Source organism: Flavobacterium sp. FlaQc-57, assembly GCF_044007395.1.
Taxonomy (GTDB): Bacteria; Bacteroidota; Bacteroidia; order Flavobacteriales; family Flavobacteriaceae; genus Flavobacterium.
On sequence record NZ_JBIPDA010000007.1, the window covers coordinates 58,072 to 71,295 of the forward strand.

At 32.6% G+C, this 13,224-nt stretch carries 12 protein-coding genes and 3 tRNA genes; 1 reads left to right on the forward strand and 14 read right to left on the reverse strand.

The window, feature by feature from the left end:
- Positions 1-48: 48 nt before the first annotated feature.
- From tuf to ACHRVZ_RS19265, 9 genes are all read right to left on the reverse strand, one after another.
- Positions 49-1,236 carry an elongation factor Tu gene (gene tuf / locus ACHRVZ_RS19225; RefSeq protein WP_127340289.1) on the reverse strand — a complete coding sequence of 396 codons (1,188 nt, stop codon included), beginning with the start codon at positions 1,234-1,236 and terminating at the stop codon, positions 49-51.
- A gap of 55 nt (positions 1,237-1,291) precedes the next feature.
- Positions 1,292-1,363: transfer RNA gene (locus ACHRVZ_RS19230), tRNA-Thr, on the reverse strand.
- Positions 1,364-1,453: 90 nt separating this feature from the next.
- Positions 1,454-1,534 (reverse strand) — tRNA-Tyr (locus ACHRVZ_RS19235).
- Positions 1,535-1,587: 53 nt separating this feature from the next.
- Positions 1,588-1,661: transfer RNA gene (locus tag ACHRVZ_RS19240), tRNA-Thr, on the reverse strand.
- 91 nt (positions 1,662-1,752) lie between these two features.
- Entirely contained in the window at positions 1,753-2,055 is a 303-nt protein-coding gene (gene hpf, locus ACHRVZ_RS19245; RefSeq protein WP_041517713.1) for a ribosome hibernation-promoting factor, HPF/YfiA family, read from the reverse strand.
- A gap of 34 nt (positions 2,056-2,089) precedes the next feature.
- Positions 2,090-2,983 carry a tyrosine-type recombinase/integrase gene (locus ACHRVZ_RS19250; RefSeq protein WP_395424502.1) on the reverse strand — a complete coding sequence of 298 codons (894 nt, stop codon included), beginning with the start codon at positions 2,981-2,983 and terminating at the stop codon, positions 2,090-2,092.
- A 140-nt stretch (positions 2,984-3,123) separates the two neighbouring features.
- Positions 3,124-3,318, reverse strand: coding sequence for a 30S ribosomal protein S21 (gene rpsU / locus ACHRVZ_RS19255; protein ID WP_026985791.1), 195 nt, complete (start codon positions 3,316-3,318; stop codon positions 3,124-3,126).
- A gap of 185 nt (positions 3,319-3,503) precedes the next feature.
- Positions 3,504-4,646 (reverse strand): acyl-CoA dehydrogenase family protein, encoded by a 1,143-nt coding sequence (locus ACHRVZ_RS19260; protein ID WP_395424503.1) that lies wholly within the window; start codon positions 4,644-4,646, stop codon positions 3,504-3,506.
- Between the two features lie 14 nt (positions 4,647-4,660).
- The gene (locus ACHRVZ_RS19265; protein WP_395424504.1) at positions 4,661-5,548 is read right to left on the reverse strand and encodes a ComEA family DNA-binding protein; all 888 of its coding nucleotides are present in this window, start codon (positions 5,546-5,548) and stop codon (positions 4,661-4,663) included.
- 272 nt (positions 5,549-5,820) lie between these two features.
- Here ACHRVZ_RS19265 and ACHRVZ_RS19270 point away from each other — a divergent pair, with 272 nt between their 5' ends.
- Complete coding sequence (locus ACHRVZ_RS19270; protein ID WP_395424505.1) at positions 5,821-7,272, forward strand: amino acid permease; 1,452 nt, start codon at positions 5,821-5,823, stop codon at positions 7,270-7,272.
- A 79-nt stretch (positions 7,273-7,351) separates the two neighbouring features.
- Here the strand turns inward: ACHRVZ_RS19270 and ACHRVZ_RS19275 are convergent, their stop codons facing one another.
- The 5 genes from ACHRVZ_RS19275 to ACHRVZ_RS19295 all read right to left on the reverse strand — a co-directional run bounded on the left by ACHRVZ_RS19275 (position 7,352) and on the right by ACHRVZ_RS19295 (position 12,960).
- Positions 7,352-7,579, reverse strand: a complete 228-nt coding sequence (locus tag ACHRVZ_RS19275; RefSeq protein ID WP_007810860.1) for a PspC family transcriptional regulator — start codon at positions 7,577-7,579, stop codon at positions 7,352-7,354.
- Between the two features lie 38 nt (positions 7,580-7,617).
- Complete coding sequence (locus tag ACHRVZ_RS19280; RefSeq protein ID WP_395424506.1) at positions 7,618-8,913, reverse strand: DUF2851 family protein; 1,296 nt, start codon at positions 8,911-8,913, stop codon at positions 7,618-7,620.
- A gap of 78 nt (positions 8,914-8,991) precedes the next feature.
- Positions 8,992-9,474: a 3'-5' exonuclease gene (locus tag ACHRVZ_RS19285; protein ID WP_395424507.1), complete on the reverse strand. Its 483-nt coding sequence runs from the start codon at positions 9,472-9,474 to the stop codon at positions 8,992-8,994.
- 83 nt (positions 9,475-9,557) lie between these two features.
- Complete coding sequence (locus tag ACHRVZ_RS19290; RefSeq protein ID WP_395424508.1) at positions 9,558-10,919, reverse strand: pyridoxal-phosphate dependent enzyme; 1,362 nt, start codon at positions 10,917-10,919, stop codon at positions 9,558-9,560.
- A 49-nt stretch (positions 10,920-10,968) separates the two neighbouring features.
- On the reverse strand, positions 10,969-12,960 hold the full coding sequence (locus ACHRVZ_RS19295) for a putative porin (RefSeq protein ID WP_395424509.1): 1,992 nt from the start codon (positions 12,958-12,960) through the stop codon (positions 10,969-10,971).
- Positions 12,961-13,224 lie beyond the last annotated feature (264 nt).

Here is a 13,224-nt window from a genome sequence, read left to right on the forward strand (position 1 = left end):
AGTGACCTCAGTTAAGAAAATCAACTGGCTTTTTATAATTTTATAGGATTATCCTACGATTTCAGTAACCTGACCTGCACCTACAGTTCTACCACCTTCACGGATAGCGAAACGTAAACCTACGCTCATTGCGATTGGGCTTAATAAAGATACATTGATAGTTAAGTTGTCTCCTGGCATTACCATCTCTACTCCTTCTGGTAAAGTAATAACTCCTGTTACGTCAGTTGTACGTACGTAGAACTGTGGACGGTAGTTATTATGGAATGGAGTATGACGTCCACCTTCTTCTTTTTTCAAGATATAAACCTCAGCTTTGAAAGTAGCGTGTGGTTTTACTGATCCTGGCTTAATGATAACCATTCCTCTTTTGATAGATTCTTTATCAACACCTCTTAACAATAAACCTACGTTATCTCCTGCTTCACCTCTATCAAGGATTTTACGGAACATCTCAACTCCTGTAATAGTAGAAGTCAATTTATCAGCTCCCATTCCAATGATTTCAACAGCATCACCTGTATTAGCAATACCAGTTTCGATACGACCTGTAGCAACAGTTCCACGACCAGTAATTGTAAATACATCCTCAACTGGCATCAAGAATGGTTTTGCAGTATCACGGATTGGCTCTTCGATCCAAGCATCAACAGCTTCCATTAATTCAATAATTTTAGGAACCCAAGCAGGATCATTATTCAATCCTCCTAAAGCAGAACCTTGAACAACAGGACCATTATCTCCATCATATTCGTAGAAAGATAATAAATCTCTAATTTCCATTTCAACAAGCTCTAATAACTCAGCGTCATCAACCATGTCAACTTTGTTCATGAAAACTACCATTCTAGGAATACCAACCTGGCGACCTAAAAGGATGTGCTCACGAGTTTGTGGCATTGGACCATCTGTAGCAGCAACTACTAAGATAGCTCCGTCCATTTGAGCAGCTCCAGTAACCATGTTCTTTACGTAATCCGCGTGACCTGGACAGTCAACGTGAGCGTAGTGACGGTTAGCTGTTTCATACTCTACGTGAGATGTATTAATAGTAATACCTCTTTCTTTCTCCTCTGGAGCGTTATCGATTTGATCAAACGATTTTGCTTGACAGTAACCAGCATCAGACAATACTTTTGTAATTGCTGCAGTTAATGTAGTTTTTCCGTGATCCACGTGTCCAATTGTACCTATGTTTAAGTGCGGTTTGGAACGATTAAAATTCTCCTTTGCCATTTTACTTAATTTTTAATCTTAGTTATATATTAATTTTCAATTTCCTACTTACTTGAGCCAATGTCGGGAATTGAACCCGAGACCTCTTCCTTACCAAGGAAGCACTCTACCCCTGAGCTACACCGGCAGAGAGTTCTGAACTTAATCCTTCAAAGCTTATATTTTTGTTTTTCTAAACAACAAAACCTAAAATCTGAGATCTTAATTTCTTTTTCTGTGGGGAGAGCAGGATTCGAACCTGCGAAGTTCACACAGCAGATTTACAGTCTGCCCTCGTTGGCCGCTTGAGTATCTCCCCTATTTTTATCAATAATTGCATGAACAATTTCAAATCGCATTTGAAATATTTTGAGCCGGCGGAGGGACTCGAACCCACGACCTGCTGATTACAAATCAGCTGCTCTAGCCAACTGAGCTACGCTGGCAATATCAATAAAAAAGTCCGCTATTTCTAACGGACTGCAAATGTAGCTATTTTATCTTTTAATCAAAACATTTTTTCAAAAAAATTTTCAATTATATATGTGTTCTTATTTTTTCTTTCCTTTTAACTAACAAACGTTCTAAAGATTCCGCAGAAAGCTCGATCGCCTCCTCAAAAGTCTTACACTGCTTTTTAACCAAAAAATCATCCCCAGGAACATTAATCTTTATCTCTACTGCCTTATTCTCTTTATCACTTGTTCTTTCAACTTTTAAAAAAACGTCTGCCGAAACAACTCGATCATAATATTTTTCTAGCTTATCCATTCTTTCCTGAATAAAATCTACCAATTTTCTGTCAACAGTAAAGTTAACTGCATGAACATCTACCTTCATAATATAAATTTTAGGGTTAAACATTTCAGAATTATCACTTATTTCGAGGATGAGCATCTGCATAGACCTTTTTAAGCTCTGCTAAACTATTATGAGTATAAACTTGCGTTGACGCCAAACTCGAATGTCCCAATAATTCTTTAACTGAATTTAAATCCGCTCCGTTATTCAGCAAGTGAGTCGCAAAAGTATGCCGTAGCACATGTGGACTTTTTTTCACCTTTTCAGAGACTTTACTAAAGTAAGAATTTATTAAACGATACACAAAAGATTCACTCAATTTTAACCCTTTTCGGGAAATAAAAAAATAATCTTCATCAACTATCTTTTCTACAGAAGCTCTCTCTTTCAAATACACATTAAACTGTTCAATAATTATTGGCAAAACAGGGATAATACGTTCCTTATTTCGCTTTCCCAAAACCTTAACAACACTAGAAGACAAATCAACATTACTCTTCATCAAATTTATCAACTCTGCCCGACGCATACCCGTTGTATAAAACAAATCTATAATTAACTTATTTCGCACTTCATCAAAACCATTCGGCTCACCAACTTCACGCATTAAATCCACCAACTCTTTTTCAGAAAAAGGAATCTGAATAATTTTAGGAGTTTTCAATGCTTTATGCTTCAGCATCGGCCCTACCTCAATTTGTTTTGTTTTCAAAAGAAACTTATAAAAAGACTTCAAAGATGCCATTTTGCGATTTATCGAAACATTAGAAAACCCCTCATCAACCAGAGAAACAATCCAACTTCTAATCTGACTGTAATTTACCTGCTCTATATTTTCTTGTTCAAAATGAGTCTTATTAAATATTTCAAAAAACAAAATATCATTCAAATAAGCAGTCACCGTATGAACAGAGTATTTTTTCTCCAACTGAAGATAATCCCGAAATGCTTCTTTATTCGACTTCATAAAACAAACAATCTATTAAATTGCAAAAAAAAAAAAAAAAAACACCACTTACTAAGTAGCCATCTCAAAATTAAGCATAAAAAAACCGTTAGCATCAAAATTTTGACAACTAACGGTAATTATTTTTGAAAAGCGATATACTAACTTTCTAAACCATCTCTCATGTTTTGAATGTAAGCAGCTTTTTGAATTTGAGCTCTTTTGATTACAGAAGGCTTAATAAAAGCAGTACGTGCTCTTAATTGACGAACAGTTCCTGTTTTATCAAATTTTCTCTTATAGCGCTTTAATGCTCTATCTATATTTTCTCCGTCTTTAATTGGTATAATTAACATAATATTGACACCTCCTCTCGTTAAGGGTGCAAAAGTATATATTAATTATGAATTATGAGTTATAAATTGTAAATTATTTTTTAATTAAGAGAAAAGAGAATAGAATAAAGAGAAGAGACCTTACACTCTATATTCTATTCTCTTTATTCTATTCTCTTTATTCTATTCTCTTTATTCTATTCTCTTTATTCTTTCAATAAATTTCTAGAAATAACCACTTTTTGAATTTCAGTAGTTCCCTCACCTATTGTACATAATTTAGAATCTCTATAGAATTTCTCAACAGGAAAGTCTTTTGTATAACCGTAACCTCCATGGATCTGGACTGCCTCATTGGCAATCTTCACACAAGCTTCTGAAGCGTACATTTTTGCCATTGCACCAAGTGTAGTAACCGGCCTGTGCTGTTGTTTTAGAAACGCAGCTTTATGCAATAATAATTCTGAAGCTTCAATTTCAGTTGCCATATCAGCCAATTTGAATGAGACACCCTGAAAACTACTAATTGGCTGCCCAAACTGATATCTTTCTTTCGAATATTTCAAAGCAGCTTCATATGCCCCTTTTGAAATCCCAAGTGACAGAGCTCCAATTGAAATTCGGCCTCCATCTAATATTTTCATTGCCTGAACAAAACCTTGACCAACTTCTCCTAATCTATTTGCATCAGGAATACGGCAACTATCAAAAACCAACTCTGCGGTTTCACTGGCACGCATTCCAAGTTTATTTTCTTTTTTCCCTGAGCTAAATCCCGGCATTCCTTTTTCAAAGACAAAAGCTGTCATTCCTTTAGAATCTCCTTTTTCTCCAGTACGCACGATTACAACGGCAACATCTCCAGAGATAGCGTGTGTAATGAAGTTTTTTGCTCCATTTACAATCCAATGATCTCCGTCTTTAACCGCAGTGGTGTTCATACCACCAGCATCAGAGCCTGTATTATGTTCTGTCAGTCCCCAAGCTCCTATATATTCAGCGGTTGCTAATTTTGGCAACCATTTTTTCTTTTGTTCTTCATTTCCAAAAGTTAAAATATGATTTGTACATAATGAATTATGTGCTGCTACAGACAAACCAATTGAAGGGTCTACTTTTGAAATTTCCTCTACTACTGTAATATATTCGTGATACCCTAATCCAGATCCGCCATACTCTTCAGGAACTAAAACTCCCATAAATCCCATTTCACCTAATTTTTTGAATAAAGGAATTGGAAAAATTTGAGCTTCGTCCCAATCCATTATATAAGGTTTAATATTTTTCTCAGCAAAATCTTTTATAGATTGAGCAATCATTGACTGCGTTTCGTTATAATCAAAATTCATTGTGTTGTTCTTTTTTAGAACTCCAAATATAAACTAATTATTTTTGCTTTATCAACAGGAAAATCTTTAATTTTTGCTAAATCCTCAATATTATCAAAATTTCCATTCATACTTCGAGCGGTTACGATTTGTCTCGCTATTGCATATTTGAAATACGGAAACTGAGATAATTCTTTTAATGAAGCGTCATTTATTTTAATTCTTTTAAAATTTGAAGGTATTAAAACTTTAAAATGTGTATTTAATTGCAACAAAACTTCTGGCGACAACCCCCAAATATCATTCATTTGCTCCATCGAAACAAAACAACCAAAAATTTCTTTTTGTTTTAAAATCCGTAACGACAAAGCTTCACCAATACCATATAATTTAATCAAATCTTCCTGACTGGCCTCATTTATATCTAAAAGTACTATTTTCTCCTTTTTCTCGTAATCCTTCTTAGGATACTCTCTCTTTTCTTTATTATAGCTAGTTTTATTCTGAACCCAATCAGGAAATTTAAATAAAGGCGACATGACTAATAATAATGAATCTGATATTTTAGTTACTTCCTGAAATTCTTCCGCAGAGCCAACATATTTATTCTCTTTACGAAAAGCCAGTAAGCGATCAATTTCCTGAGTAGACATTCCCAGCTTATAACCTTTATAATCTGAAATAAAATTGGGATTAAAAGTATATACTTTTTGCTTCTCATTAAATTTAGACGATTTCAATGAGTCTACATCAGACTGCAAAGCCATCCATTTTTGCTTTTCAGGAAAATCCCTATCGGCTACACTAAAATCAACAAAGAAATAAACTGCTTGCAAAATAATGATAATTGCTAAAAGTAAAAAAATACCTGTACGTTGTTGATTGGTAAATCTAAAATATGTTGAAAATGCTTTAAAGTTCATTATTTAGTAAGTTTTACATCTGTTACTTAAAAGCAAAAGTAGGACAAAAACTATAAATTATTAAGAAAAATACTAAAAATTACTCAATCTGCAAAATTATCATTCTTACATTAAATAGGAAATAATTTAATAAATAAACGATGCTTGACTAGGTTTAGCGACAGTTTTATTAGAAATTTAAATATTTTATAACTTAAAAGAAGATAATTGTTTTTATTTTTTACAAAAAACGATACATTTGGAGCTTAATAACAATAAACCAATAAAATTATATGTCAATTTGGAAAACTAAACCACTTTCGGTATTGCTTGACGAAGCATCCGAATCTGAAAAAGGCTTAAAAAGAACCCTATCTTCACGGTCGCTTGTTGCACTTGGAGTTGGTGCCATTATTGGAGCCGGATTATTCTCGTTAACAGGAATTGCTGCCGCAGAACATGCTGGACCAGCGGTTACTCTTTCTTTCATTTTAGCAGCAGTTGGATGTGCTTTTGCAGGACTTTGTTATGCAGAATTTGCTTCTATGATTCCTGTTGCCGGTAGTGCTTACACTTACTCTTATGCTACTATGGGAGAATTCATGGCTTGGATCATCGGTTGGGATTTAGTTCTGGAATATGCTTTAGGAGCAGCCACAGTTGGTGTCAGTTGGTCCCGTTATCTACTTGAATTACTAAATAAATACGGAATACATCTTCCGCATGAATTTATATGTTCTCCCTGGGAGACTTTAAAATTAAGTGACGGAACTGTAATTGAAGGCGGAATTGTAAATTTACCTGCAATTTTTATTGTTTCAATGTTATCTTTATTATTGATTAGAGGAACAAAAGAATCAGCATCTTTAAACAACTTTTTAGTAGTTGTAAAAGTAGCAGTAGTTATTGTCTTCATCGTTTTAGGATGGAAATTTATTGACACTTCAAACTACACTCCTTATATTCCACAAAATACAGGTGTTTTTGGTGAATTTGGGTGGTCAGGAATCGCCGCTGGAGCCGGAACTGTATTTTTTGCCTTCATTGGTTTTGATGCCGTTTCTACAGCAGCTCAAGAAGCTAAAAATCCACAAAAAGGAATGCCAATTGGTATTTTAGGATCATTAGTAATCTGTACATTATTATATGTGTTTTTTGCTCACGTAATGACAGGTCTTGTAAATTATAAAGAATTTGCAGGAGATGCAAAACCAGCTGCAACTGCATTTGCAAAAACAGGATATGACTTTTTACAAACAGGTTTAATTGTTGCTATTTTGGCAGGTTATACTTCTGTAATGTTAGTAATGTTAATGGGACAAAGTCGTGTGTTTTATACGATGAGTAAAGATGGCTTATTGCCTCCTTTTTTCAGTTCAATACATTCTAAATTCCGTACTCCATGGAAAACAAATCTTTTCTTCTTAGTATTTGTAAGTTTATTTGCTGGTCTTGTTCCGGTAAGTGATTTAGGACACATGGTAAGTATTGGAACTTTACTAGCCTTTGTATTAGTATGTATTGGTGTAATTGTAATGCGTAAAAAAATGCCAGATGCTCCAAGATCTTTTAGAACTCCATTAGTCCCTTTTGTACCAATCGCAGGTATTATAATCTGTCTGGCTTTAATGTACTCGCTACCAAACGAAAGCTGGTTAAGGCTTATTGTTTGGATGGCATTAGGAGTTGTGATTTACTTTGTATACGGTAAGAAAAACAGCAAACTAAACAATCCAGAAAAATAGTTTCCACATAAAATTAAAAAAAAAAGGATCATGAAGTAAAATCTACTTTATGATCCTTTTTTTATGCTTAAAAATTAGTTTATAAATCAAAAACCGAAGTTCGTTTTGCACGAATTAAATCTTTCAATCGAATCCAAAAAGCTAACGTAAGATAAACGCCAAAGCCCAAACCAGCAGTTACGAATGAAATATAAATAAAAAACAATCTAACACTTGTTACACGCATCCCGAGTTTGTCTGCCAATCTCGAAGAAACATGAAATCCATATTTTTCGAAAAAGAACTTTAGTTTTAAAATAGCTGACATATTTTTATTTTAGATTTGATGCAAAAATACAAAATTATCTAATTGATGCATTTTCTAATCACTTCATTATTTTTAAGCAACTCAATTCCTAAAGCGCATTTTAAGCAGGCTTTTTGATTACAGAACTCATTTTTTAATTCCAATAATGTTTGAGTCTCAAATGCGTTCTTAGAAGATATTCCAAAAAATTCAAATTTACTTATTATTGCATTCTTTTCCGGTGCAACTTCAATCATAAAAGCAATTAGTTCTTCGGAGATTGACTCTCCCATTATATTTGAATAAGCAAACTGAAGAGGAACAATTGTATTTATAATTAATAAATCTATAAATGCTTTAGATAATGACTTTGCTTTCTTCGGGCTTTCTTTATCAAATTGATAATGATTTTGCCAATACAAACCTGCAGAAACATTCAGGAGTTGATAAACATCTTTAACCGATTTTAAAGTAATTATTTTTGAAAAAAGATTCTGATGTTTCTGATACAGATTGGCTAATTGAGAAAGACGAATTGTTGGAAAATTATCCGGACGATGTTTAAAAAACTGAACTGGATCTACGTACGTTTTATTTAATTGATATTTATTTAAAAGATAATAATATCTAATTTTTAAATCTGTAAAATAGACATCTTCTTTTTCGAAGTTTAATAAGCCCGAAGTACCTAAAAGTAAAGCTTCAAGATTTTCGACTTCAAAACTTTCCTTCCTAACAATTGAAAACGGAATAGATTTCGCTATCTGAAAAAAGGTATTTCCATTAGTATTTAGCCCAAAATTCTTTGCTAGTAAACAAAATAAAACGGCTTCCCAATCTTGGTTTGTCTCTTCGAGCAGATCGTAGATAAATTTTGACTTTCGCTCTAAACGATCAAAAAATAATCGTTCTTGCCAATTACTAAAAACAAATTCATCTATTTCCCCAATACTTTTTTCGCAAAATATCCAGGATTTTGGAGTTACCAAAGAATTATAATTAGAAATAGTTTCTATTGGAATATAATCTTTTAAAACCAGAACAGGAATCTCTCGATTATTTTTACCGAATATTTCCGTATCATGTTCCCAGACTACATGCAGAATTACATTATCATAAGCAGGGTCTTTCTCGTGTCCATGCACATACCAATCTGAAGACTTTAAGTGAATTTCAATATTTCCCGCCCATTTTTGATCTCCGATCTTAATTTGCGCATTAAAAAAATCGGGACCAGAAAGCTCCAAATAATCACCCGTTTTAACAATTGTGATTAATTCATTTCGAGTAGTTCTTAAATTCAGAGTTTCAAACTTCTTGAATCTCCAGAGATAGTGAAGAAAATCTTCTTTCATATTTAGGCTTATACAATGATTTACAAAAGCCTAAATTAATTAATTTTAGTATTAATCTTACAAAAATTGAAATATTTTTTATTTTAATAAATATAATTTAGCACACGCCCGAGCATCAGATAATGCTTCATGGTGATTTAACTGAATTTTCATTTCGCGACAACAATCACTTAATTTTGTTGGTTTCAAACCTTTTGCTTTATAAATCTTAACTGTACATTCCCAACGCGTTGCAATGTTTAAATCTTCATACTGCAAACCGTAAAGCGCCATTGATTTGGCCAAAACATTACGATCAAAACTTTCATTATGTGCTACTACAACTCTGTTTTTTAACCTTTTTTCGATTTCAGGATAAACCTGTAAAAAAGATTTTGCGTTAACAGTGTCTCGCGGATAAATTCCGTGAACCTGAATCGTAAACGGATTATATTCGTTATTTGGTGGTTTAATCAAAGTAACAAATTCATCAACAATTATTCCGTTTTCAACGGTAACAATACCTACAGAGCATGGATGATATCCTGTTGCAGTTTCAAAATCTATAGCGGTAAAGTTCATTTTCGTAATTTAGTTAAGCTAAAAATCCATAAATCTAATCTTGAAAACTAGATTTATGGATTTATAAAGTTATAAAAACTGTTTTATTTTATTGATCCAATAATATCATATTTTGTAATAATATGATGATTTCCATTTTCAAGATCAACTAAAACAGCGTCATTTTCTTTGGTAAATAATTTAGACACCTCTTCAATAGGAGTTCCTAATTTTACAATTGGAAAAGGTTTACCCATTACTTCTTTAATTGGTTTTTCGGCTACGTTTTTATCAGCAACATAACTTCTAAACAAATCTGTTTCATCAACAGAACCAACAAATCCGGTAATATCTACAACTGGAATTTGCGATATTTTATATTTACGCATACGCTCAATTGCATGCGATACCAACTCTTCTGTACGAACTACTATCAATTGCTTATCGATATGATCTTTAATAACGTCTTCGGCTTTGGTTACGTTTTCTTCTAAGAATCCACGTTCACGCATCCAATCGTCGTTAAACATTTTACCAACATAACGACTTCCTGAATCGTGAAAAAGAACTACAACTACATCTTCTGGCTTAAAATGTTCTTTTAGCTGTAACAATCCTTTTATACAAGCTCCAGCTGAATTTCCAACAAAAATCGCTTCTTCAAGAGCAATTTTTCTTGTATAAACTGCTGCGTCTTTATCAGTAACTTTGGTAAAACCGTCAATTAAAGAAAAGTCAACATTTTTAGGCAAAATATCTTCTCCAATTCCTTCTGTGATATAAGAATAAATCTCATTTTCGTCAAAAATTCCTGTTTCGTGGTATTTTTTAAAAACTGAACCATAAGTATCAATTCCCCAAATTTTAATGTTTGGATTTTTTTCTTTTAAATATTTCCCCACACCAGAGATTGTACCTCCGGTTCCTACTCCAACAACAAAATGAGTAATTTTCCCATCGGTTTGTTTCCAGATTTCCGGTCCTGTTTGTTCATAATGTGCCAAAGAGTTCGACATGTTGTCATATTGATTCACATACCAAGAATTTGGTGTTTCACTAGCCAAACGTTTTGAAACTGAATAATAAGAGCGTGGATCAGTAGGTTCAACATCTGTAGGACAAACCACTACTTTGGCACCAACAGCGCGCAAAATATCCATTTTTTCTTTAGACTGTTTGTCTGATATCACACAAATCAGTTTATATCCTTTAATGATAGCAACAAGTGCCAATCCCATTCCGGTGTTTCCTGAAGTCCCCTCAATAATTGTTCCTCCTGGTTTTAATCGACCATCAGCCTCAGCATCTTCAATCATTTTTACGGCCATTCTGTCTTTTACGGAATTTCCGGGATTAAAAGTTTCGACTTTTGCCAATACTAGCGCATCAATTTCAGCAACAATTTTGTTGAGTTTTACCAATGGTGTATTACCAATTGTTTCTAAAATGTTATTTGAAAAGTCCATTTTTATTTTAATTTTAATATTGGGTTTTTAATATAAATAGAGCCCTAATTTATTGGAAGAAATTCCAAACTAAACCAAATCTGATCACAAAATCACGATATGGATTATTAGGTGCTGAGTAGTAATCACTCTTTGCAAAAAGTGCATTTATATGTTCTGCTTTTAGATAAAATCGAGTTTGTCTAATTCTCGCATTAACAAACAGATCGAATAATGGATAGCCTCCAATTTCTTTTTTATTCTGAACAAAGAATTCGCCAATAACCGGGTTGTAATCATTTCCATAATACTTTGTGAAATAATTAAACACAATTCCGGTTTGAATAAATAATGCTTTATCAAAAAAGTGGCTTGAGTAATAAAATGTATTTCTGGTCACAAAATCTGGAACATTTAAAATCAAATCAGACTGATCTACTTTTTGGTACAAAAGCGTATTATCTAATGCAAAGCGACCAAACTTAAATTCGCGGCTCACTTTTAATTCTAAATAATTGATTGCATTTCCGTATTGAGCAGGGTTAACAATTTGTGTACTTAGAGCTGCTTGTTCTGGTTTCGAAACATCTTCAAAATACAAATGGTCTTTTAATACCGTGTATTGCACTTCAGCATTAAGCCATGGTGTAAAAACATTAGCACTTAATGAATTAATTTTCTCGTTTTTAAAATTTTTAGACCAATTATATTCTACATAACTACTTTGGTATAAGTTGTAGTTGTTATTTGGTAATTTATTAATGTTACGATACCTAAAATCAAACTGAATTTTATCATTATAATCATATCGCAATTTTGCGTCTAAATTAGAAAGCGACTGATTTGTAATGGATCTTGAATACAAAAATCTACCATTCCATTTATTTTTTTGATATTCATACTGTCCGCCAACATTATTAATTTGAACGTATAGATTATTTGGAACTATTTCTCCAGAAGGGTAAACAATAACTCTATTGTACTCATAATTTGATCTAAAATCATCTACAAAAAAATTAAATTTCCCCAAAAGAGAATTCTCGTAAGCTACCCCTACTTTATTGTATAGCCTTTCGTATTTTGTCTGATCGTTTATGCCGGTTGTCACATATGACTCTCCAAATCGATTTACAATTAGATTTGTAGTCGAATTACCTGCATCAATTGTAACGGTTGATGCAACGGTTGGCTGATTGTATTCGAAGAATTTATTTTCGTAATTAAATTGATGCGTTACGTACAAATTATTATTTCCCTCCTTTGGGTTTATTCTAAATGCATGGTCAAAAAACAATCTTCTACCTTTTAAAAATGACTTTGCATCTGTCAGATATACTTGTAATCTCTGACGATTTTTAAAATCCTGGCTATCACTTTCAAAATCCTGAGGCCTTGTAATTCCGCCATTCTCTTCATTTGAAATATCCTGATACGTATAATGTGCATTTATCGCGTATCTTCTATCGGTGGTAAAATAACTCGTTGTAAATCTAAAATTTCCTGCGCTTACCAATTGATTTATATAATCTCCTTCTGAACGTAAACCTTTGTACGCAATAGAAAAATTAAGATTCTTAGATGTGTTTAAGGTTATAAACGAATCTACGTTTTGTCCTTTATTTATGGTTGTATTAAAAAATAATTCTGTTAATGGGGTTGCTACAGAATAATATCTGATCTGATCTGCCTCCATATAATTAAAATGTTTACCACTAAAACCTATTTCAGGATAAGGAGAAAAACTGGTTAAACTATATTGCAAAGTATTAAATGTCTGTCCGATATTTGAAAAAGCCAAAAGCCCAAAATCGTCTTTTCTAAGATGGTTTTGCTTATAGGCACTTTTTAAGGTTAATGAAGTGTCTACATAAGTAGTATCATGCTCTAATGTAATAATCTGATACTGATCTATTTTCGCTACTAATGATTTTTTCTTTTTTACAGTATCAGTTATGCTAGAATATTTTGTATTCATATCTAAACTATTCTTAGAAGTTTTTTTTTCTTGAGAAAACAATAAAGTTGGTACGACTAATAGATATAGAAAAACGAATATTCTCATTTGATGGCTTTATATGTAATTATTTTGACAAAATTTATCAGGCAAAGGTAAAAGATAAAAACGTATAAAAAAACAAATCATTGTTATTCAAGTTTTTTCAAATCACATCATTTAAGTAAAAACCCCCAATCAAAAAAGTGATTGAGGGTTTACAAAAAAAAATGAAACTTCTTTTTTATACTTCATGGAGTATTTTGTTCAAATATCCTATTAGTATTTTACCATGATTAAAATATTGCCCTTAAAAATTAGTCAATAGTTTAA